This is a genomic window from Shigella sp. FC1567 (assembly GCF_001743015.1).
Classification (GTDB): Bacteria; Pseudomonadota; Gammaproteobacteria; order Enterobacterales; family Enterobacteriaceae; genus Escherichia; species Escherichia coli.
Map to the genome: position 1 here is coordinate 1 of NZ_MIIV01000499.1, position 23,341 is coordinate 23,341.

Sequence of the window (23,341 nt, forward strand, 5' to 3'; positions counted from 1 at the left end):
AAAGGTTCTCAGTATGTATCGCTGGCCTACACACAGCGGCTTAAGGAAGCCGGATTACTGGCATCAACAGGAAGTACAGGCGACTCGTATGACAACGCGATGGCGGAGAGCATCAATGGTCTTTACAAAGCGGAGGTAATACACCGTAAGAGCTGGAAAAACCGTGCAGAAGTGGAACTGGCCACACTCACGTGGGTGGACTGGTATAATAATCGACGATTGCTGGAAAGGCTGGGCCACATCCCTCCGGCAGAAGCAGAAAAAGCTTATTATGCTTCCATCGGAAACGATGATCTGGCAGCCTGAGTTCACAGATAAAACACTCTCCAGGAAACCCGGGGCGGTTCATCATGATTTAGCCCCGTCTCGTCGGGGCTTTTTTATGGCAGAATCAAGTCATCCCCCTCAATTAACAAGGATAAGTTGTGAACGGTGAATTGATTTGGGTTCTTTCATTACTGGCCGTTGCCATCGTCTTGTTTGCGACGGGCAGAGTGCGTATGGATGCGGTCGCTTTGTTTGTTATTGTCGCGTTTGCATTAAGCGGAACGCTGACGGTCCCCGAAGTATTTTCCGGCTTTTCTGATCCTAACGTTGTCCTGATTGCCGCCTTGTTTATTATTGGCGATGGTTTGGTCCGTACCGGTGTTGCCACCGTAATGGGAACATGGCTGGTCAAAGTGGCGGGCAACAGTGAAATCAAAATGTTGGTTTTGTTGATGCTGACCGTCGCGGGGCTTGGCGCGTTTATGAGTTCAACCGGCGTTGTCGCTATCTTTATTCCCGTGGTGTTAAGCGTTGCCATGCGTATGCAAACTTCGCCGTCACGTCTGATGATGCCGTTAAGTTTTGCCGGGCTGATTAGCGGCATGATGACGCTGGTGGCGACGCCGCCGAACCTGGTAGTCAACAGTGAATTGCTGCGTGAAGGCTATCACGGCTTCAGTTTCTTTAGCGTAACACCTGTTGGCCTGGTCGTGCTGGTGCTGGGTATTTTGTATATGTTAGTGATGCGTTTCATGCTGAAAGGGGATACCCAGACCCCGCAGCGCGAAGGCTGGACGCGTCGAACCTTTCGCGATCTTATCCGTGAATATCGACTGACCGGGCGTGCGCGACGTCTGGCTATTCGCCCCGGATCGCCAATGATTGGTCAACGGCTGGATGATCTCAAATTACGTGAGCGTTATGGCGCTAACGTCATCGGTGTTGAACGCTGGCGGCGTTTTCGTCGCGTTATCGTGAACGTTAATGGGGTTTCTGAATTTCGCGCGCGTGACGTTTTGCTTATTGATATGTCTGCGGCTGATGTCGATCTCCGGCAATTTTGTAGTGAGCAATTGCTGGAGCCGATGGTACTGCGCGGCGAGTATTTTTCTGACCAGGCCCTTGATGTGGGCATGGCAGAGATTTCATTAATTCCTGAGTCAGAACTGATTGGTAAATCGGTGCGCGAAATTGGTTTTCGTACCCGCTACGGACTGAATGTGGTGGGGCTAAAGCGCAATGGCGTGGCGCTGGAAGGTTCGCTGGCGGATGAGCCTCTGCTGCTGGGCGATATCATCCTGGTTGTGGGTAACTGGAAACTGATCGGTATGCTGGCCAAACAGGGCCGCGACTTCGTAGCGCTGAACTTACCGGAAGAGGTGAGTGAAGTATCGCCCGCGCACAGCCAGGCACCCCATGCCATTTTCTGTCTGGTGCTAATGGTGGCGTTAATGCTGACAGATGAAATTCCTAATCCTGTTGCCGCTATCATCGCCTGCCTGCTGATGGGGAAATTCCGCTGTATAGATGCTGAAAGCGCCTATAAATCCATTCACTGGCCGAGCATTATTTTGATCGTTGGGATGATGCCGTTTGCTGTGGCATTACAGAAAACGGGAGGTGTCGCGCTGGCGGTGAAAGGGCTGATGGACATTGGCGGTGGTTACGGGCCACATATGATGCTGGGGTGTTTGTTTGTCTTGTCGGCGGTTATTGGGCTATTTATCTCTAATACCGCGACGGCGGTGTTGATGGCTCCGATTGCGCTGGCTGCTGCCAAAACGATGGGGGTGTCGCCTTATCCATTCGCGATGGTCGTGGCGATGGCAGCATCCGCCGCCTTTATGACACCGGTTTCTTCACCTGTTAACACACTGGTTTTAGGTCCGGGAAATTACAGCTTCAGTGACTTTGTGAAGTTGGGGGTACCGTTCACCATTATCGTGATGGCGGTTTGTGTGGTGATGATCCCGATGCTGTTTCCGTTTTGACAAGAGCCTGATGTCGCATCCGGCGCTTATTGCCTGATGCGACGCAGACTCCGGCTGCTTACAGCGGTGAATCCTGGCTAATCTCATCGAGCGAAAGATGGAAGCTGGGAACAAATACTTCCATGAAGTAGTCCATCTCCTGGCTGCGACGCGCTTCAAGCGTCGCTTCCAGTCGCGTTTTTGCCAGCAAGAATTCATTATTTCCGGCCGCGAGTTCTTCCAGACATTTCAGATATGCACACAGTGCATCTGCCTGTTTCACCAGCGATTTTTCTTCATCGCTATATGCATGCTCGTCAATTAACGGCGCAAAGATATCCCGCAGCTCTTCCGGAACCATATCGACCAGTTTTTGCTGAGCGATTTTTTCAATAGCCTTGTACTCCTGAGCGATTTGCGAATTGAAGTATTTCACCGGAGTAGGGAGATCGCCGGTGGCACTTCTGAGGCATCGTGGTACATCGCCAGTAAAGCGATACGTTCGGCGTTGACATTACCGCCAAATTTTCGATTTTTGATAGCTGCCAGCGAATGGGCGACCATCGCTACCTGCAAACTGTGTTCGGACACATTTTCCGTCAGCACGTTGCGCATTAGCGGCCAGCGGTTAATGAGTTTCAGGCGGGAGAGATGGGCAAAAAAATGGCTCTGTTTCATAGTGACCTTACGTATGATGACATCATCAGGTCATTGTGGCGGGATAACGCTGCCGGATGCAATCTCCGGCAGTGAAATTAAGATTACAGCTGATGATAACCAGAAAGGAAACGCGCGAACTTGCTCAAAGACAGCTCGATATCATCGACACGCGGTAGCGTGACAATGCGGAAGTGATCCGGCCACGGCCAGTTGAATGCCGTCCCTTGCACCAACAGAACTTTTTCCTGCAACAGGAAATCCAGCACCATTTTCTGATCGTCGTGAATGTTAAAGCGTTTGGCGTCGATTTTCGGGAACATATACAGCGCACCACGAGGTTTCACGCAGGAAACGCCCGGAATATCGTTGATCAGTTCCCACGCGCGGTTACGCTGCTCATAAAGACGACCGCCAGGGGTAATAAATTCACTGATGCTCTGATAACCACCCAGCGCGGTCTGAATGGCGTGTTGCGCAGGAACGTTAGCACACAGGCGCATTGAAGCCAGCATTTCCAGACCTTCGATGTAGCCTTTGGCGTGTTTTTTCGGCCCGTTCAACACCATCCACCCCTGACGGAAGCCTGCAACGCGGTACGTTTTCGACAGTCCGTTAAAGGTAATGGTCAGCAGGTCAGGTGCCAGCGGCGCAATTGAGTGATGCTCAGCGTCGTCGTAAAGAATTTTGTCATAAATTTCATCGGCGAAGATAATGAGATTATGCTGACGTGCAATCTCCACAATCTCCATTAAAAGCTCTTTGGAATATACCGCGCCGGTTGGGTTATTTGGGTTGATAATAACGATCCCACGCGTACGAGGCGTAATTTTAGCGCGAATATCATCGAGGTCCGGGAACCAGTCAGAGGATTCATCGCAAAGATAATGCACCGCTTTACCGCTGGAAAGCGAAACCGCCGCGGTCCATAGTGGGTAATCTGGTGCAGGAACCAACATTTCGTCCCCGCTGTTCAGCAATGCCTGCATTGCCTGAACGATAAGCTCCGATACACCATTGCCGATGTAAATATCTTCCACGGTAACATCACGCATGCCACGAGCCTGGTAGTGCTGCATGATGGCTTTACGCGCGGAGTAAAGACCTTTGGAATCGCAATACCCTTGAGCGGTAGGCAGGTTGCGTATCACGTCAACGAGGATTTCATCTGGCGCGTCAAAACCGAACGGGGCTGGGTTGCCGATGTTCAGTTTCAGTACCTTGTTACCTTCTTCTTCCAGGCGTTTTGCTTCTTTCAGCACCGGACCACGGATGTCATAACAGACATTCTCTAATTTGCTGGATTTTTCAATGGGGGACATGAATCTTGACCTTTTTTGCTGTTATCGCCACTCCCTGCCGTGGAAGTCAGCTTAGAACAATGTACTCCCCCAGGACGGTGTTTTGAAGGTCTGCAGAATAAGATTTTGCCAGAGGGGAAGGCTCGATTGTGCTGTTAATAACTTAATGATGACAAAATAATGAGGTGTATATGCTTTACATGCAATGTTATATAGTGAATTGTTCTGATTCTTAATTGTAAGTCTGGTTTTTTTATCTGTAAGATAATTGTGTGAAAATGCCTCATTTAAGAATTCACTAATGAAACGCGATGATGATATTTCCGCATTACGGAGAGTTTAACAGCGTGATGATTTCCGAGGTGTCGTAATGGGGCAAGGTGTGAAACTATTGTTAAGCGGAATTAATGAATGAGGATGATGCTAATTAATTATTATTTAATATTCAAAAAGGTTTTGATGTGCTTATTAATAATAGAAGATTACTTTGCCTAACATAACATAACTTTGCATCAGATGATTCGCAATGGCCCTTATAAATAAAAGGTTTTTGGGGTAAAATGCTCGCATAAATGACGGATCCCTGCTCTTGATGCCGCCTCACCATTGCTGTTTGTACGTGTTCGCGTATGACCAGCGATGCTGCACGAGAGTGGAACAAGGACTCACATTTACATTTATACAAACACGCGCATGTCATAAATAGAAAAGAGTGAGTAACTTAATAGATATGCGATCCCTGAAGATATATTCTGTGATCTACTTCAGGCATTATAACGGAACAATGTGAGTCGCTTTTTTAGTGCAACTCATATGCATTTTTACTTTCGTCCGGGTTCCGGATGAAACTGCCAGGGAGGCACATTACAAATGGAATTGCTTGTTTGTGTGTGCACAGCATTAACCAGCTCAGTATGAGCCGCCAGTAAGTGATAATATATGATAAGTGCAAATCGTCCGATAATTAACCTCGACCTCGATCTGCTGAGAACATTTGTTGCTGTTGCCGATCTGAACACTTTTGCTGCCGCAGCTGCCGCTGTGTGTCGTACTCAGTCCGCCGTAAGTCAGCAAATGCAGCGTCTGGAACAACTCGTTGGGAAAGAACTGTTCGCTCGTCACGGTCGCAACAAACTGTTAACTGAACATGGCATTCAACTTCTTGGTTACGCCAGGAAAATCCTGCGTTTTAATGATGAGGCCTGCTCATCATTAATGTTCAGTAATCTTCAGGGCGTGTTAACTATCGGTGCTTCAGATGAATCTGCCGATACGATCTTACCTTTCCTGTTAAATCGCGTGAGTTCGGTTTATCCGAAATTAGCGCTGGATGTCCGCGTTAAACGTAATGCCTATATGGCAGAAATGCTGGAATCCCAGGAAGTGGATTTGATGGTAACCACCCATCGTCCTTCAGCGTTTAAGGCATTGAACCTGCGTACCTCGCCAACACACTGGTACTGCGCAGCGGAATACGTATTGCAAAAAGGCGAGCCGATCCCTCTTGTATTGCTGGATGATCCAAGTCCGTTTCGCGATATGGTGCTGGCAACGCTTAATAAAGCAGATATTCCATGGCGACTGGCTTATGTCGCCTCGACGCTTCCGGCCGTTCGTGCGGCAGTGAAAGCCGGTCTTGGCGTGACGGCAAGGCCGGTTGAGATGATGAGCCCGGACCTGCGTGTGCTGAGTGGAGTAGATGGCTTACCGCCGCTACCTGATACCGAATATTTGCTGTGCTATGACCCGTCCAGTAATAATGAGCTGGCCCAGGTGATCTATCAGGCGATGGAGAGCTACCATAATCCGTGGCAATACAGCCCAATGTCTGCTCCGGAAGGGGATGATTCATTGTTGATTGAAAGGGATATCGAGTAATCGACGGACGATAGATAATTCCTGAGACAATAGTGTAAAAAACGAGCCGCTGGGGGTGTTTTAAACCCCAGCGGCTTTTTTTTAGTAAAAATCCTTCCTCGCATAGTGCAGAACGTACAAAACTGTTCATTTTTCAATCACCAGAGATTCACGTCCCGAACGCACAAATAATCGCCTGAAAAAAATCACCTGCTACAATGATGTTAAAAAATACGTAAATTTGTTGCTGCGTTTTTGTTATGGAATGACAAAAGCGTGTCACAGATCAAGAAAATACTCTCTTTTGGGGGGAGGAATCGACACAAATTCCTGTCAAAATAGACCCGTATTTTTTCCATTGCTTCACAACGGACACGATTCAACAACATCTAATTATCCTGGAGTCGTCAAGGATCTGGGGTGAAAGGGCATTAAATGCTAATGGTGTTGATATTATGTAAACTAATGTGAAGAAACTTTTGTTAAAGTTGACAAAAGGTTATAGAAAGGAGTAAAAGACCACATCAATTAGCTGTATAAAAGAATTTCTACAGTGATTGTAAGGTTTTTTTATTCCTCCCCATGAATCGATGTGGCGTCCATCTGCCGTGAAGAGCAGTGAATCTGGCGCTACTTTTGATGAGTAAGCAATGAGTATGTCAACATCCACTGAAGTCATCGCTCATCACTGGGCATTCGCTATCTTTCTTATCGTTGCCATTGGCCTGTGTTGCCTAATGCTGGTAGGTGGTTGGTTTTTAGGCGGTCGCGCACGCGCGAGGTCGAAAAACGTGCCGTTTGAATCCGGTATCGACTCGGTCGGCTCCGCCCGCTTACGCCTGTCCGCCAAGTTTTATCTGGTGGCCATGTTCTTCGTTATCTTCGACGTTGAAGCGCTGTATCTGTTCGCATGGTCAACCTCTATCCGCGAAAGCGGCTGGGTAGGCTTTGTGGAAGCTGCAATTTTTATTTTTGTGTTACTGGCAGGTCTGGTTTATCTGGTGCGTATTGGCGCGCTGGACTGGACGCCCGCGCGTTCACGCCGCGAGCGTATGAACCCGGAAACGAACAGTATCGCTAATCGTCAACGCTAACCGCGAGGCATTAAGATGGATTATACGCTCACCCGCATAGATCCCAACGGTGAGAACGACCGTTACCCCCTGCAAAAGCAGGAGATCGTAACCGACCCTCTGGAGCAAGAAGTTAACAAAAACGTGTTTATGGGCAAGCTCAATGACATGGTTAACTGGGGTCGTAAAAACTCAATTTGGCCGTATAACTTCGGTCTTTCCTGCTGTTACGTTGAGATGGTGACTTCGTTTACCGCGGTGCATGACGTGGCGCGTTTTGGCGCAGAAGTATTGCGTGCTTCGCCGCGTCAGGCTGACCTGATGGTGGTTGCAGGAACCTGCTTTACCAAAATGGCACCGGTTATTCAGCGTCTGTATGACCAGATGCTGGAACCAAAATGGGTTATCTCAATGGGTGCCTGTGCCAACTCTGGTGGTATGTACGATATTTATTCCGTTGTGCAGGGCGTCGATAAATTCATCCCGGTTGATGTGTATATCCCGGGCTGCCCGCCGCGTCCTGAAGCGTACATGCAGGCACTGATGCTGTTGCAGGAATCTATCGGCAAAGAACGTCGTCCGCTCTCCTGGGTGGTTGGCGATCAGGGCGTTTATCGCGCCAATATGCAATCAGAGCGCGAACGCAAGCGCGGTGAACGCATTGCCGTAACCAACCTGCGTACACCTGACGAGATTTAATTTGCGCCTGTCGGCAAAGGGATTTTTCTTCGCTTATTCCTAAATCTATTTCGCGAAGCTTACTGCGCCGACAGTCACCACGGACCATTTGCAATGGTGAACAATATGACCGACTTAACCGCGCAAGAACCCGCCTGGCAGACCCGCGATCATCTTGATGATCCGGTAATTGGCGAACTGCGCAACCGTTTTGGGCCGGATGCCTTTACTGTTCAGGCGACTCGCACCGGGGTTCCCGTTGTGTGGATCAAGCGTGAACAATTACTGGAAGTTGGCGATTTCTTAAAGAAACTGCCGAAACCTTACGTCATGCTGTTTGACTTACACGGCATGGACGAACGTCTGCGCACACACCGCGAAGGGTTACCTGCCGCGGATTTTTCCGTTTTCTACCATCTGATTTCTATCGATCGTAACCGCGACATCATGCTGAAGGTGGCGCTGGCAGAAAACGACCTGCACGTACCGACCTTCACCAAACTGTTCCCGAACGCTAACTGGTATGAGCGTGAAACCTGGGATCTGTTTGGCATTACTTTCGACGGTCACCCGAACCTGCGCCGCATCATGATGCCGCAAACCTGGAAAGGTCACCCGCTGCGTAAAGATTACCCGGCGCGCGCTACCGAATTCTCGCCGTTTGAGCTGACCAAAGCCAAACAGGATCTGGAGATGGAAGCCCTGACCTTCAAACCGGAAGAGTGGGGGATGAAGCGCGGCACCGAAAACGAGGACTTCATGTTCCTCAACCTCGGTCCGAACCACCCGTCGGCGCACGGGGCTTTCCGTATCGTTTTACAACTCGACGGCGAAGAGATTGTCGACTGCGTACCAGACATCGGCTACCACCACCGTGGTGCGGAGAAAATGGGCGAGCGCCAGTCCTGGCACAGCTACATTCCGTATACCGACCGTATTGAATACCTCGGCGGCTGCGTTAACGAAATGCCTTACGTGCTGGCGGTAGAGAAACTGGCCGGGATCACCGTGCCGGATCGCGTTAACGTCATTCGCGTTATGCTCTCCGAACTGTTCCGTATCAACAGCCACCTGCTGTACATCTCGACCTTTATTCAGGACGTCGGCGCAATGACGCCCGTGTTCTTCGCCTTTACCGATCGTCAGAAAATTTACGATCTGGTGGAAGCGATCACGGGTTTCCGTATGCACCCGGCGTGGTTCCGTATTGGCGGCGTAGCGCACGACCTGCCGCGCGGCTGGGATCGCCTGCTGCGTGAGTTCCTCGACTGGATGCCGAAACGTCTGGCGTCTTACGAGAAAGCGGCGCTGCAAAATACCATTCTGAAAGGTCGTTCCCAGGGCGTTGCCGCCTATGGCGCGAAAGAGGCGCTGGAGTGGGGCACCACTGGCGCGGGCCTGCGTGCTACCGGGATCGACTTCGACGTGCGTAAGGCGCGTCCTTATTCTGGCTATGAAAACTTCGACTTTGAAATCCCGGTTGGTGGTGGTGTTTCTGACTGCTACACCCGCGTAATGCTGAAAGTGGAAGAGCTGCGCCAGAGTCTGCGCATTCTTGAGCAGTGCCTCAACAACATGCCGGAAGGCCCGTTCAAAGCGGATCACCCGCTGACCACGCCGCCGCCGAAAGAGCGCACGCTGCAACATATCGAAACCCTGATCACCCACTTCCTGCAAGTGTCGTGGGGGCCGGTGATGCCTGCCAATGAATCTTTCCAGATGATTGAGGCGACCAAGGGGATCAACAGTTACTACCTGACCAGCGACGGTAGCACCATGAGTTATCGCACTCGTATCCGCACGCCGAGTTATGCGCATTTGCAGCAAATTCCGGCGGCGATCCGCGGCAGCCTGGTGTCTGACCTGATTGTTTATCTGGGCAGTATCGATTTTGTTATGTCAGATGTGGACCGCTAATTATGCACGAGAATCAACAACCACAAACCGAGGCTTTTGAGCTGAGTGCGGCAGAGCGTGAAGCGATTGAGCACGAGATGCACCACTACGAAGACCCGCGTGCGGCGTCCATTGAAGCGCTGAAAATCGTTCAGAAGCAGCGTGGCTGGGTGCCGGATGGTGCGATCCACGCGATCGCCGATGTGCTGGGTATTCCGGCAAGCGACGTCGAAGGTGTGGCAACGTTCTACAGTCAGATCTTCCGCCAGCCGGTTGGTCGCCATGTGATCCGTTATTGCGACAGCGTGGTCTGTCATATCAACGGGTATCAGGGTATTCAGGCGGCGCTCGAGAAAAAGCTGAACATCAAACCAGGGCAAACGACATTTGATGGCCGCTTTACGCTGCTGCCAACTTGCTGCCTGGGGAACTGTGATAAAGGGCCAAACATGATGATCGATGAGGACACTCACGCGCATCTGACCCCGGAAGCGATCCCTGAACTGCTGGAGCGGTATAAATGAAAAACATTATCCGTACTCCCGAAACGCATCCGCTGACCTGGCGTCTGCGCGATGACAAACAGCCAGTGTGGCTGGACGAATACCGCAGCAAAAACGGTTACGAAGGGGCGCGTAAGGCGCTGACCGGGCTGTCTCCGGACGAAATCGTTAATCAGGTAAAAGACGCTGGTCTGAAAGGGCGCGGCGGAGCGGGCTTTTCTACTGGCCTGAAGTGGAGCCTGATGCCGAAAGACGAATCCATGAACATCCGTTACCTGCTGTGTAACGCCGATGAAATGGAGCCGGGCACCTATAAAGACCGCCTGTTGATGGAGCAACTGCCGCACCTGCTGGTGGAAGGTATGCTCATCTCCGCGTTTGCGCTGAAAGCTTACCGTGGCTACATCTTCCTGCGTGGCGAATATATCGAAGCGGCAGTAAATCTGCGCCGCGCCATTGCCGAAGCCACTGAAGCGGGCTTGCTTGGCAAAAACATTATGGGAACAGGTTTCGACTTCGAACTGTTCGTCCATACCGGGGCAGGGCGCTACATCTGCGGGGAAGAAACAGCGTTAATCAACTCCCTAGAAGGGCGTCGTGCTAACCCACGCTCGAAACCCCCCTTCCCGGCAACCTCCGGCGTATGGGGCAAACCGACCTGTGTCAACAACGTCGAAACCCTGTGTAACGTTCCGGCGATCCTCGCTAACGGCGTGGAGTGGTATCAGAACATCTCGAAAAGTAAAGATGCTGGCACCAAGCTGATGGGCTTCTCCGGTCGGGTGAAAAATCCGGGACTGTGGGAACTGCCGTTCGGCACCACCGCACGCGAGATCCTCGAAGATTACGCCGGTGGTATGCGTGATGGTCTGAAATTTAAAGCCTGGCAGCCAGGCGGCGCGGGGACTGACTTCCTGACCGAAGCGCACCTTGATCTGCCGATGGAATTCGAAAGTATCGGTAAAGCGGGCAGCCGTCTGGGTACGGCGCTGGCGATGGCGGTTGACCATGAGATCAACATGGTGTCGCTGGTGCGTAACCTGGAAGAGTTTTTCGCCCGTGAGTCCTGCGGCTGGTGTACGCCGTGCCGCGACGGTCTGCCGTGGAGCGTGAAAATTCTGCGTGCGCTGGAGCGTGGCGAAGGCCAGCCGGGCGATATTGAAACACTTGAGCAACTGTGTCGATTCTTAGGCCCGGGTAAAACTTTCTGTGCCCACGCACCTGGTGCAGTGGAGCCGTTACAGAGCGCCATCAAATATTTCCGCGAAGAATTTGAGGCGGGAATCAAACAGCCGTTCAGCAATACCCATTTGATTAATGGGATTCAGCCGAACCTGCTGAAAGAGCGCTGGTAACCGAATTTCGATTAACGCTCGGTCCCTGACCGAGAAAACTGGAAGCATGCTAATGGCTACAATTCATGTAGACGGCAAAGAATACGAGGTCAACGGAGCGGACAACCTGCTGGAAGCTTGTCTGTCTCTGGGCCTTGATATTCCTTACTTTTGCTGGCATCCGGCGCTGGGAAGCGTCGGTGCTTGCCGCCAGTGTGCGGTGAAGCAATACCAAAACGCGGAAGACACGCGTGGTCGCCTGGTGATGTCCTGTATGACACCGGCTTCCGATGGCACCTTTATTTCCATTGACGACGAAGAAGCGAAACAGTTCCGTGAAAGTGTGGTCGAGTGGTTAATGACCAACCACCCGCACGACTGTCCGGTATGTGAAGAAGGCGGTAACTGCCATCTTCAGGATATGACCGTGATGACCGGACACAGCTTCCGTCGCTACCGTTTCACCAAACGTACCCACCGTAATCAGGATTTGGGGCCATTCATATCTCACGAAATGAACCGCTGCATCGCCTGCTACCGCTGTGTGCGTTACTACAAAGATTACGCTGACGGTACAGATCTGGGCGTTTATGGCGCGCACGACAACGTCTACTTCGGTCGCCCGGAAGACGGCACGCTGGAAAGCGAATTTTCCGGTAACCTGGTCGAAATTTGCCCGACCGGCGTATTTACCGACAAAACGCACTCCGAGCGTTACAACCGTAAATGGGATATGCAGTTTGCGCCGAGCATCTGCCAGCAATGTTCCATCGGCTGTAACATCAGCCCCGGTGAACGTTACGGCGAACTGCGTCGTATCGAAAACCGTTACAACGGTACGGTAAACCACTACTTCCTCTGCGACCGTGGTCGTTTCGGTTACGGTTACGTCAACCTGAAGGATCGTCCGCGTCAGCCAGTACAGCGTCGTGGCGATGATTTCATTACCCTCAACGCCGAACAGGCAATGCAGGGCGCGGCAGATATTCTGCGTCAGTCGAAGAAAGTGATCGGTATTGGTTCTCCGCGTGCCAGCGTGGAAAGCAACTTTGCACTGCGTGAACTGGTGGGCGAAGAAAACTTCTACACCGGTATCGCTCACGGTGAGCAGGAACGTCTGCAACTGGCGCTGAAAGTGCTGCGTGAAGGCGGCATTTATACTCCGGCTCTGCGCGAAATCGAATCTTACGATGCGGTACTGGTGCTGGGCGAAGACGTTACCCAGACCGGCGCGCGCGTCGCGCTGGCAGTGCGTCAGGCGGTGAAAGGTAAAGCGCGCGAAATGGCGGCAGCACAGAAAGTGGCTGACTGGCAGATTGCGGCAATCCTTAACATCGGTCAACGTGCGAAGCATCCGCTGTTTGTTACCAACGTTGATGACACCCGTTTGGATGATATCGCGGCGTGGACTTACCGCGCACCGGTTGAAGATCAGGCGCGTTTAGGTTTTGCCATCGCCCATGCGCTGGATAACTCTGCACCAGCGGTTGACGGTATCGAACCTGAGCTGCAAAGCAAAATCGACGTCATCGTGCAGGCACTGGCAGGTGCGAAGAAACCGTTGATTATCTCCGGGACGAACGCCGGTAGCTTAGAGGTGATTCAGGCGGCGGCTAACGTCGCGAAAGCCCTGAAAGGTCGCGGCGCTGACGTCGGTATCACCATGATTGCCCGTTCCGTCAACAGCATGGGGCTGGGCATTATGGGTGGCGGTTCGCTTGAAGAAGCGTTAACCGAACTGGAAACCGGACGCGCCGACGCGGTGGTGGTGTTGGAAAACGATCTGCATCGTCACGCTTCTGCTACCCGCGTGAATGCTGCGCTGGCTAAAGCACCGCTGGTGATGGTGGTTGACCATCAGCGTACAGCGATCATGGAAAACGCCCATCTGGTACTTTCCGCCGCCAGCTTTGCTGAAAGCGACGGTACGGTAATTAATAATGAAGGTCGCGCCCAACGTTTCTTCCAGGTTTACGATCCGGCTTATTACGACAGCAAAACTGTCATGCTGGAAAGCTGGCGCTGGCTGCACTCGCTGCACAGCACCCTGCTGAGCCGTGAAGTGGACTGGACGCAGCTCGACCATGTGATTGACGCTGTTGTGGCGAAAATCCCGGAACTGGCAGGTATCAAAGATGCTGCGCCGGATGCGACATTCCGTATTCGTGGGCAGAAACTGGCCCGTGAACCGCACCGTTACAGCGGTCGTACCGCCATGCGCGCCAATATCAGCGTTCATGAGCCGCGTCAGCCGCAGGATATTGACACCATGTTCACCTTCTCGATGGAAGGTAACAACCAGCCGACCGCGCACCGTTCGCAAGTGCCGTTTGCCTGGGCACCGGGCTGGAACTCCCCGCAGGCGTGGAACAAATTCCAGGACGAAGTGGGCGGCAAACTGCGCTTTGGCGATCCGGGCGTGCGTCTGTTTGAAACCAGCGAGAATGGTCTGGATTACTTCACCAGCGTACCGGCACGCTTCCAGCCGCAGGACGGGAAATGGCGTATTGCGCCGTATTACCACCTGTTTGGCAGCGATGAATTGTCACAGCGTGCTCCGGTCTTCCAGAGCCGTATGCCGCAGCCGTACATCAAACTCAACCCAGCGGATGCCGCGAAGTTGGGTGTGAACGCAGGTACACGCGTCTCCTTTAGTTACGATGGCAACACGGTCACGCTGCCGGTTGAAATCGCCGAAGGACTGACGGCAGGGCAGGTGGGCTTGCCGATGGGTATGTCCGGCATTGCTCCGGTGCTGGCTGGCGCGCATCTTGAGGATCTCAAGGAGGCACAACAATGAGTTGGATATCACCGGAACTGATTGAGATCCTGCTGACCATCCTCAAAGCGGTGGTGATCCTGCTGGTGGTTGTCACCTGTGGGGCATTCATGAGCTTTGGCGAACGTCGCCTGCTGGGTCTGTTCCAGAACCGTTATGGACCTAACCGTGTTGGCTGGGGCGGTTCGCTCCAGCTGGTTGCGGACATGATCAAAATGTTCTTTAAAGAAGACTGGATCCCGAAATTCTCGGATCGCGTCATCTTTACCCTGGCACCGATGATTGCCTTTACCTCGCTGCTGCTGGCCTTTGCGATTGTGCCAGTCAGTCCGGGTTGGGTGGTTGCCGACCTGAACATCGGGATTTTGTTCTTCCTGATGATGGCAGGTCTGGCGGTTTACGCGGTGCTGTTTGCGGGCTGGTCAAGTAACAACAAATACTCGTTGCTGGGTGCGATGCGTGCTTCTGCGCAGACCCTGAGCTACGAAGTGTTCCTCGGGCTTTCCCTGATGGGCGTGGTGGCGCAGGCCGGTTCATTCAACATGACCGACATCGTCAACAGCCAGGCGCATGTGTGGAACGTTATCCCGCAATTCTTTGGTTTTATTACCTTTGCCATCGCGGGCGTGGCGGTATGTCACCGTCACCCGTTTGACCAGCCGGAAGCCGAGCAGGAACTGGCGGATGGTTACCACATTGAATATTCCGGTATGAAGTTCGGTCTGTTCTTCGTGGGTGAGTACATCGGGATTGTGACCATCTCTGCATTGATGGTGACGCTGTTCTTCGGTGGCTGGCAAGGCCCGTTGTTACCGCCATTCATCTGGTTCGCGTTGAAAACCGCGTTCTTTATGATGATGTTCATTTTGATTCGTGCGTCGTTACCGCGTCCGCGTTATGACCAGGTAATGTCCTTCGGCTGGAAAATCTGCCTGCCGCTGACGCTGATCAACTTGCTGGTAACGGCGGCTGTCATTCTCTGGCAGGCGCAATAAGGGGCAATAAGACCATGACCTTAAAAGAATTGTTAGTAGGTTTCGGCACCCAGGTTCGTAGTATCTGGATGATCGGCCTGCACGCGTTCGCCAAACGCGAAACGCGAATGTACCCGGAAGAGCCGGTCTATCTGCCGCCCCGTTATCGTGGTCGTATCGTTCTGACCCGCGACCCGGACGGCGAAGAGCGTTGCGTAGCCTGTAACCTCTGCGCGGTAGCCTGCCCGGTCGGCTGTATCTCGCTGCAAAAAGCAGAAACCAAAGACGGTCGCTGGTACCCGGAATTTTTCCGCATCAACTTCTCACGCTGCATTTTCTGTGGTCTGTGCGAAGAAGCCTGTCCGACCACGGCGATTCAGTTAACCCCGGATTTCGAAATGGGGGAATACAAGCGCCAGGATCTGGTTTACGAAAAAGAGGATCTGCTGATCTCCGGTCCGGGCAAATACCCGGAATATAACTTCTACCGGATGGCAGGTATGGCAATCGACGGCAAAGATAAGGGCGAAGCAGAGAACGAAGCCAAGCCTATCGACGTCAAGAGCCTGTTACCGTAAGGAGAGGGGCAATGGAGTTCGCTTTTTATATCTGTGGCCTGATAGCCATACTTGCGACCTTGCGAGTGATCACCCATACCAATCCGGTACACGCACTGCTGTACCTGATTATTTCGCTGCTGGCGATTTCCGGGGTGTTCTTCTCACTGGGCGCTTACTTCGCCGGTGCGCTGGAAATTATCGTCTACGCGGGTGCCATTATGGTGCTGTTCGTGTTCGTGGTGATGATGCTCAACCTGGGCGGTTCAGAAATCGAACAGGAACGCCAGTGGCTGAAACCGCAGGTGTGGATTGGTCCGGCAATTTTGTCGGCCATCATGCTGGTGGTGATTGTTTACGCCATCCTTGGTGTTAATGATCAGGGTATCGACGGTACGCCAATCAGTGCTAAAGCAGTGGGTATTACGCTGTTCGGGCCTTACGTACTGGCGGTGGAACTGGCTTCTATGCTGCTGCTCGCGGGTCTGGTTGTGGCCTTCCACGTCGGTCGTGAAGAGCGTGCGGGTGAAGTGCTGAGCAATCGTAAAGACGACAGCGCGAAAAGAAAAACGGAGGAGCACGCATGATCCCCTTACAACATGGACTGATCCTCTCGGCAATCTTATTCGTTCTTGGCTTAACCGGTCTGGTTATCCGTCGCAATCTGCTGTTTATGCTGATTGGTCTGGAATCATGATTAACGCCTCCGCGCTGGCCTTTGTGGTCGCCGGAAGCTACTGGGGTCAGACCGACGGTCAGGTGATGTACATTCTCGCCATCAGCCTCGCGGCGGCAGAAGCGAGTATCGGCCTTGCGCTGCTGCTGCAACTTCACCGTCGTCGCCAGAACCTGAACATCGATTCAGTAAGTGAGATGCGCGGATGAACATGCTTGCCTTAACCATTATTTTGCCATTGATTGGCTTCGTCCTGCTGGCGTTCTCCCGTGGGCGCTGGTCTGAAAACGTTTCGGCGATCGTCGGCGTTGGCTCTGTGGGCCTGGCGGCGCTGGTAACCGCCTTTATCGGCGTTGATTTCTTCGCTAACGGCGAGCAGGCATACAGCCAGCCGCTGTGGACGTGGATGTCGGTAGGCGACTTTAACATCGGTTTTAACCTGGTGCTGGACGGCCTGTCGCTGACCATGCTCTCGGTGGTCACTGGTGTGGGTTTCCTTATTCACATGTACGCCTCCTGGTACATGCGCGGTGAAGAGGGCTACTCTCGCTTCTTCGCCTACACCAACCTGTTCATCGCCAGCATGGTAGTTCTGGTTCTCGCCGATAACCTGCTGCTGATGTACCTCGGCTGGGAAGGCGTGGGCCTGTGCTCCTATCTGCTGATCGGGTTCTATTACACCGATCCGAAGAATGGCGCAGCGGCAATGAAAGCGTTCGTCGTGACCCGTGTGGGTGACGTGTTCCTCGCTTTCGCGCTGTTCATTCTTTACAACGAACTGGGCACCCTGAACTTCCGCGAAATGGTGGAACTGGCACCAGCGCACTTTGCTGACGGCAATAACATGCTGATGTGGGCGACGCTGATGCTGCTGGGCGGTGCGGTCGGTAAATCTGCGCAGTTGCCGTTGCAGACATGGCTTGCCGACGCGATGGCGGGCCCGACGCCTGTCTCCGCGCTGATCCACGCCGCAACCATGGTAACCGCGGGTGTCTACCTGATCGCCCGTACCCACGGCCTGTTCCTGATGACGCCGGAAATTCTGCATCTGGTGGGCATTGTCGGGGCGGTTACGCTGCTGCTGGCCGGTTTTGCCGCGCTGGTACAGACCGACATCAAACGTGTTCTCGCTTACTCTACCATGAGCCAGATTGGCTACATGTTCCTCGCGCTTGGCGTGCAGGCATGGGATGCGGCGATTTTCCACTTGATGACTCACGCGTTCTTTAAAGCGCTGCTGTTCCTGGCATCCGGTTCCGTCATTCTGGCCTGCCATCACGAACAGAACATCTTCAAGATGGGCGGTCTGCGTAAATCTATTCCGCTGGTTTATTTCTGCTTCCTGGTGGGCGGCGCAGCACTGTCGGCACTACCGCTGGTCACTGCGGGCTTCTTCAGTAAGGATGAGATCCTCGCGGGTGCGATGGCGAATGGTCATATCAATCTGATGGTGGCAGGTCTGGTCGGTGCGTTTATGACCTCGCTCTACACCTTCCGTATGATTTTCATCGTCTTCCACGGAAAAGAACAAATTCACGCTCACGCCGTGAAAGGGGTAACTCACAGCCTGCCGCTGATTGTGCTGCTGATCCTTTCCACCTTCGTTGGCGCACTGATTGTACCGCCGCTGCAGAGCGTGCTTCCGCAAACGACGGAACTGGCGCACGGCAGCATGTTGACCCTGGAAATTACCTCTGGCGTGGTCGCGGTGGTCGGCATTCTGCTGGCAGCCTGGCTGTGGCAGGGTAAACGTACTCTGGTGACCTCCATTGCCAACAGTGCGCCGGGCCGTCTGCTGGGCACCTGGTGGTACAACGCCTGGGGCTTTGACTGGCTGTACGACAAAGTGTTCGTCAAGCCGTTTCTGGGTATTGCCTGGTTGCTGAAACGCGATCCGCTGAACTCAATGATGAACATTCCGGCGGTTCTTTCCCGCTTTGCAGGTAAAGGCCTGCTGTTAAGCGAGAACGGTTATCTGCGCTGGTATGTGGCATCCATGAGCATCGGTGCGGTCGTGGTGCTGGCACTGTTGATGGTACTGCGTTGAGTTAAGGATTGTGGGATTGCCCCTGGGCATATAAGAACGTAGGTCGGATAAGCTGCCTTCGCGGCGCATCCGACACTACCCCCAGTCCGAAGAGAATTTTCTGTCGTGAGAATTCGTTGAAAATCCGGTCCTGACGGGACTTTTACAAGGAATAAAGATCGCCATGTTACTACCCTGGCTAATATTAATTCCCTTTATTGGCGGCTTCCTGTGCTGGCAGACCGAACACTTTGACGTCAAGGTGCCACGCTGGATCGCGCTGATCACCATGGGATTGACGCTGGCGCTGTCGCTGCAACTGTGGTTGCAGGGCGGTTATTCACTGACGCAATCCGCCGGAATTCCGCAGTGGCAGTCTGAATTCGACATGCCGTGGATCCCGCGTTTTGGTATCTCTATTCATCTCGCCATTGACGGTCTGTCGCTGCTGATGGTCGTGCTGACCGGTCTGCTCGGTGTGCTGGCGGTACTCTGTTCGTGGAAAGAGATCGAAAAATATCAGGGCTTCTTCCACCTCAACCTGATGTGGATCCTGGGCGGCGTTATCGGCGTGTTCCTTGCCATCGACATGTTCCTGTTCTTCTTCTTCTGGGAAATGATGCTGGTGCCGATGTACTTCCTGATCGCACTGTGGGGGCATAAAGCCTCTGACGGTAAAACGCGTATCACGGCGGCAACCAAGTTCTTCATTTACACCCAGGCGAGTGGCCTGGTGATGTTGATTGCCATCCTGGCGCTGGTTTTTGTTCACTACAATGCGACCGGCGTCTGGACCTTCAACTATGAAGAGCTGCTGAATACGCCAATGTCCAGTGGTGTGGAATACCTGTTAATGCTGGGCTTCTTCATCGCCTTCGCAGTCAAAATGCCGGTGGTTCCGCTGCATGGCTGGCTGCCGGATGCGCACTCCCAGGCTCCGACCGCCGGTTCCGTTGATCTCGCGGGGATCTTGCTGAAAACTGCCGCTTACGGTTTGCTGCGTTTCTCCCTGCCGCTGTTCCCGAACGCGTCGGCAGAGTTCGCGCCAATTGCTATGTGGCTGGGTGTTATCGGCATCTTCTACGGTGCGTGGATGGCCTTCGCCCAGACCGATATCAAACGTCTGATCGCCTACACCTCGGTTTCCCACATGGGCTTCGTGCTGATTGCTATCTACACCGGCAGCCAGTTGGCCTACCAGGGCGCGGTAATCCAGATGATTGCGCACGGTTTGTCGGCGGCGGGTCTGTTTATTCTTTGTGGTCAGCTTTATGAACGTATCCATACCCGCGACATGCGCATGATGGGCGGTCTGTGGAGCAAGATGAAATGGCTGCCAGCATTGTCGCTGTTCTTTGCGGTGGCAACGCTTGGGATGCCTGGCACCGGTAACTTCGTCGGCGAATTTATGATTCTGTTCGGCAGCTTCCAGGTTGTCCCGGTGATTACCGTTATCTCTACCTTTGGGCTGGTCTTTGCATCTGTTTATTCGCTGGCGATGTTGCATCGCGCTTACTTCGGTAAAGCGAAAAGCCAGATTGCCAGCCAGGAACTGCCAGGGATGTCGCTGCGTGAGCTGTTTATGATCCTGTTGCTGGTGGTGCTGCTGGTACTGCTGGGCTTCTATCCGCAGCCGATTCTGGATACCTCGCACTCCGCGATTGGCAATATCCAGCAGTGGTTTGTTAATTCCGTTACTACTACAAGGCCGTAAATCGCCATGACAATAACTCCACAAAACCTGATCGCACTGCTACCGTTGCTGATCGTCGGCTTAACGGTGGTGGTTGTGATGCTCTCCATTGCGTGGCGACGCAATCATTTCCTCAACGCTACGCTCTCGGTTATTGGGCTTAACGCGGCGCTGGTTTCGCTCTGGTTTGTTGGCCAGGCGGGCGCTATGGACGTTACGCCGCTGATGCGCGTTGATGGTTTCGCCATGCTTTACACCGGGCTGGTATTGTTGGCGAGCCTCGCCACCTGTACTTTCGCCTACCCGTGGCTTGAAGGCTATAACGACAACAAGGATGAGTTCTACCTGTTGGTGTTAATTGCCGCGCTGGGCGGGATCCTGCTGGCGAATGCAAACCATCTGGCGTCTCTGTTCCTCGGTATTGAACTGATCTCTTTGCCGCTGTTTGGCCTGGTCGGTTACGCTTTCCGCCAGAAACGTTCGCTGGAAGCCAGTATCAAATACACCATCCTTTCTGCCGCAGCGTCTTCTTTCCTGCTGTTTGGTATGGCGCTGGTGTATGCGCAGTCTGGCGACCTGTCGTTTGTCGCGCTGGGTAAAAACCTCGGCGACGGTATGCTCAACGAGCCGCTGTTGCTGGCAGGTTTCGGCATGATGATTGTTGGCCTCGGCTTCAAACTCTCTCTGGTGCCGTTCCACCTGTGGACGCCAGACGTATACCAGGGCGCGCCTGCGCCGGTTTCCACTTTCCTGGCGACGGCGAGCAAAATCGCTATCTTCGGTGTGGTGATGCGTCTGTTCCTCTATGCACCGGTGGGTGACAGCGAAGCGATTCGCGTAGTACTGGCGATTATCGCCTTTGCCTCCATCATCTTCGGTAACCTGATGGCGTTGAGCCAGACCAACATCAAACGTCTGCTCGGTTACTCATCTATCTCTCACCTCGGCTATCTGCTGGTGGCGCTGATTGCGCTGCAAACCGGCGAGATGTCGATGGAAGCGGTAGGGGTTTACCTGGCCGGTTATCTGTTCAGCAGCCTCGGCGCGTTCGGCGTGGTCAGCCTGATGTCCAGCCCGTATCGTGGCCCGGATGCTGATTCCCTGTTCTCTTACCGCGGTCTGTTCTGGCATCGTCCGATCCTCGCGGCAGTGATGACGGTGATGATGCTGTCTCTGGCCGGTATCCCGATGACGCTGGGCTTTATCGGTAAGTTCTACGTGCTGGCGGTCGGTGTCCAGGCACACTTGTGGTGGCTGGTGGGTGCCGTGGTTGTCGGTTCGGCAATCGGCCTCTACTACTACCTGCGCGTGGCGGTGAGCCTGTACCTGCACGCACCGGAACAACCGGGTCGCGATGCACCGTCAAACTGGCAGTACAGCGCGGGCGGTATCGTGGTGCTGATTTCTGCACTGTTGGTACTGGTGCTGGGTGTATGGCCACAATCGCTGATTAGTATTGTGCGGTTAGCAATGCCGCTGATGTAATCTGTTAGTTTGTAAGTCAGAAAACCGCCGACATGTTCGGCGGTTTTTTTTTGGCGCTCTGACACCATCACCCAACAATAACCGTCAGCGCATGATTCCCTTGTCGCAGCATACGTCGATACGCGCTAATCAGCTTTTCCATATCAAGCATGATCGAGGCAAAGAGTTGCCCCTCTAACTCTTCTGAAAAGGTCACTCCCGGATAAATCTCCATTTCATAGTCGCTTAATGGAAAACTGTTTACGCAGCTTACTTCGATCCAGTGATTCCAGTCGGTCGATTGTCGCGGCTAATTCCTGATTCCAGGTCAATCCCAGGAAGCCATCTATGCCATCTTCGAGGCTGTGTTCACCAAGCACGGCACGACTCAGCGGATCATTCTTCGCGGGATCAAAAGCAGGGGTGCCTGTCAGCCCAAAGTGTAAAAAATCCCAGCGTTTATCAATATCCAGTCGGCGTAATCCTGAAAGCGTGTCATGTATATTATCCATCAAAGGTTTTTCAGTAGACTCAAGCAGATTGGTTAATCTTTTCTGAGTCAATTTCTGCAAAATAACCAATCATTCCCATTTATTTTTCCTCCATTGAATTTTATGTTTCGCATCTTAAAACAGACGAGGGAAAATAAAATGTACATGTCGCTGTTTCTGGACCCGCCTCGAGAAATTTTTATTATTTACTGTTGTGTAACAAGGTTATAACACCATCTGAGCCATTTTCTGATAATTCAATCTGTCTGCTGTATCACCGGGCAAGTGGTATTGTTTATTACGATAAAAAGCGGTGTCAGTAATCATTACGGCGGGAATATCGTGTTGCCAATAATTCAGGTGGTCAGAGAAATCAATACCGGGAATAAACCATGGGGCATTCATAGAATAAACAGATAAATCCCGGGATGATAACAATGCCGTTTTTACCTGACGAACGGCGTTGATATCCTGTATTCTGCCGACCAGGCAATAAAGTCCCCCCGATCGGGATAAAGCCAGGACATTGCGGGTAAAGGTAATCCTGGCTACCAGGCGCAGAGTCGTAATAGCCAATCGGGGACGCCCTGCGCGGTAACTCTGGCACCGCTACTGACAAAGAACTCTTTTATATACTCTACGGACCTATTCAGATTATCAATATTGTCGGCATTACGTGGATGCACAGTTTGTGTAAGATAACGAACTGTTTTTTCTAATTGCTCAGGACTGACGTGTCGGGGCGTTGGTGGTAATGCAGTGACCCAGGGTTGGTAAAAATAATCAGAGGGAGTGAAATCAGAAACAATATAACAAAAGGAATTTTTCCCATATATAAATTATCAATAAAAGACGTTATTTTATCATTATTTATAATGAGTTATGAGTATTTGTTTTATTACGGTTGTTAGATCTATACAAAAAGGGTAATGCTGCCAACTTACTGATTTAGTGTATGATGGTGATTTTAAGGTGCTTGCGTGGCTTCCATTTCCATCAGATGTCCTTCCTGCTCCGCTACTGAAGGCGTGGTGCGTAACGGCAAAAGCACTGCCGGACATCAGCGCTATCTCTGCTCTCATTGCCGTAAAACATGGCAACTACAGTTCACTTACACCGCCTCTCAGCCCGGTACGCACCAGAAA

General features: G+C 52.5%; 17 protein-coding genes and 4 pseudogenes. 17 read left to right on the forward strand and 4 right to left on the reverse strand.

Going from position 1 to position 23,341, the window contains the following annotated elements; translation table 11 throughout:
• Both BHE85_RS20885 and BHE85_RS20890 read left to right on the forward strand, forming a co-directional pair.
• Positions 1–306 (forward strand): integrase core domain-containing protein (locus BHE85_RS20885; protein ID WP_032232747.1); only part of this gene is annotated, 306 nt, incomplete at its 5' end.
• 119 nt (positions 307–425) lie between these two features.
• Positions 426–2,258, forward strand: a complete 1,833-nt coding sequence (locus BHE85_RS20890) for an SLC13 family permease (RefSeq protein ID WP_039064201.1) — start codon at positions 426–428, stop codon at positions 2,256–2,258.
• A 58-nt stretch (positions 2,259–2,316) separates the two neighbouring features.
• On the opposite strand, the pseudogene yfbR reads toward BHE85_RS20890, so the two are convergent.
• Positions 2,317–2,915, reverse strand: a pseudogene (gene yfbR / locus BHE85_RS20895) (5'-deoxynucleotidase).
• Between the two features lie 83 nt (positions 2,916–2,998).
• Positions 2,999–4,216 carry an alanine transaminase AlaA gene (gene alaA / locus BHE85_RS20900; protein ID WP_000074527.1) on the reverse strand — a complete coding sequence of 406 codons (1,218 nt, stop codon included), beginning with the start codon at positions 4,214–4,216 and terminating at the stop codon, positions 2,999–3,001.
• Between the two features lie 918 nt (positions 4,217–5,134).
• Here alaA and lrhA point away from each other — a divergent pair.
• The 14 genes and pseudogenes from lrhA (at position 5,135) to nuoN (ending at position 21,726) form a co-directional block, all read left to right on the forward strand.
• On the forward strand, positions 5,135–6,073 hold the full coding sequence (gene lrhA / locus BHE85_RS20905; protein WP_000622286.1) for a transcriptional regulator LrhA: 939 nt from the start codon (positions 5,135–5,137) through the stop codon (positions 6,071–6,073).
• Positions 6,074–6,702: 629 nt separating this feature from the next.
• Positions 6,703–7,146 carry an NADH-quinone oxidoreductase subunit NuoA gene (nuoA, locus tag BHE85_RS20910; protein WP_000062997.1) on the forward strand — a complete coding sequence of 148 codons (444 nt, stop codon included), beginning with the start codon at positions 6,703–6,705 and terminating at the stop codon, positions 7,144–7,146.
• 15 nt (positions 7,147–7,161) lie between these two features.
• Positions 7,162–7,824: an NADH-quinone oxidoreductase subunit NuoB gene (gene nuoB, locus BHE85_RS20915; RefSeq protein WP_000386733.1), complete on the forward strand. Its 663-nt coding sequence runs from the start codon at positions 7,162–7,164 to the stop codon at positions 7,822–7,824.
• 93 nt (positions 7,825–7,917) lie between these two features.
• On the forward strand, positions 7,918–9,720 hold the full coding sequence (nuoC, locus tag BHE85_RS20920) for an NADH-quinone oxidoreductase subunit C/D (RefSeq protein ID WP_000247878.1): 1,803 nt from the start codon (positions 7,918–7,920) through the stop codon (positions 9,718–9,720).
• 2 nt (positions 9,721–9,722) lie between these two features.
• A complete protein-coding gene (gene nuoE, locus BHE85_RS20925; RefSeq protein WP_000545042.1) occupies positions 9,723–10,223 on the forward strand; it encodes an NADH-quinone oxidoreductase subunit NuoE in 501 nt (166 codons plus the stop codon).
• The gene (nuoF, locus tag BHE85_RS20930) at positions 10,220–11,557 is read left to right on the forward strand and encodes an NADH-quinone oxidoreductase subunit NuoF (RefSeq protein WP_000789502.1); all 1,338 of its coding nucleotides are present in this window, start codon (positions 10,220–10,222) and stop codon (positions 11,555–11,557) included. Before nuoE ends, nuoF begins: the two co-directional genes overlap by 4 nt.
• 52 nt (positions 11,558–11,609) lie before the next feature.
• A complete protein-coding gene (gene nuoG, locus BHE85_RS20935) occupies positions 11,610–14,336 on the forward strand; it encodes an NADH-quinone oxidoreductase subunit NuoG (RefSeq protein ID WP_001298783.1) in 2,727 nt (908 codons plus the stop codon).
• Positions 14,333–15,310, forward strand: coding sequence for an NADH-quinone oxidoreductase subunit NuoH (gene nuoH / locus BHE85_RS20940; protein ID WP_000118507.1), 978 nt, complete (start codon positions 14,333–14,335; stop codon positions 15,308–15,310). The genes nuoG and nuoH overlap by 4 nt, the downstream gene beginning before the upstream one ends.
• Before the next feature lie 14 nt (positions 15,311–15,324).
• Positions 15,325–15,867, forward strand: coding sequence for an NADH-quinone oxidoreductase subunit NuoI (gene nuoI, locus BHE85_RS20945; protein WP_000172749.1), 543 nt, complete (start codon positions 15,325–15,327; stop codon positions 15,865–15,867).
• Between the two features lie 11 nt (positions 15,868–15,878).
• Entirely contained in the window at positions 15,879–16,433 is a 555-nt protein-coding gene (gene nuoJ, locus BHE85_RS20950) for an NADH-quinone oxidoreductase subunit J (RefSeq protein ID WP_000393511.1), read from the forward strand.
• Positions 16,430–16,731: pseudogene (gene nuoK / locus BHE85_RS20955) on the forward strand (NADH-quinone oxidoreductase subunit NuoK). The gene nuoJ and the pseudogene nuoK overlap by 4 nt, the downstream one beginning before the upstream one ends.
• Positions 16,728–18,569: an NADH-quinone oxidoreductase subunit L gene (gene nuoL, locus BHE85_RS20960; protein ID WP_001056599.1), complete on the forward strand. Its 1,842-nt coding sequence runs from the start codon at positions 16,728–16,730 to the stop codon at positions 18,567–18,569. The pseudogene nuoK and the gene nuoL overlap by 4 nt, the downstream one beginning before the upstream one ends.
• A gap of 163 nt (positions 18,570–18,732) precedes the next feature.
• Positions 18,733–20,262 carry an NADH-quinone oxidoreductase subunit M gene (nuoM, locus tag BHE85_RS20965; protein ID WP_000926418.1) on the forward strand — a complete coding sequence of 510 codons (1,530 nt, stop codon included), beginning with the start codon at positions 18,733–18,735 and terminating at the stop codon, positions 20,260–20,262.
• Positions 20,263–20,268: 6 nt separating this feature from the next.
• Complete coding sequence (gene nuoN / locus BHE85_RS20970; RefSeq protein WP_000156719.1) at positions 20,269–21,726, forward strand: NADH-quinone oxidoreductase subunit NuoN; 1,458 nt, start codon at positions 20,269–20,271, stop codon at positions 21,724–21,726.
• A 67-nt stretch (positions 21,727–21,793) separates the two neighbouring features.
• Here the strand turns inward: nuoN and BHE85_RS20975 are convergent.
• Together BHE85_RS20975 and BHE85_RS27005 are read right to left on the reverse strand one after the other, a co-directional pair.
• A pseudogene (locus BHE85_RS20975) lies at positions 21,794–22,296 on the reverse strand (YfbM family protein).
• Positions 22,297–22,398: 102 nt separating this feature from the next.
• Positions 22,399–23,028 (reverse strand): annotated as a pseudogene (locus tag BHE85_RS27005) (zinc-binding metallopeptidase family protein).
• Between the two features lie 148 nt (positions 23,029–23,176).
• On the opposite strand from BHE85_RS27005, the gene BHE85_RS20985 reads away from it, so the two are divergent.
• Positions 23,177–23,341 (forward strand): IS1 family transposase (locus BHE85_RS20985; RefSeq protein ID WP_047664789.1); only part of this gene is annotated, 165 nt, incomplete at its 3' end.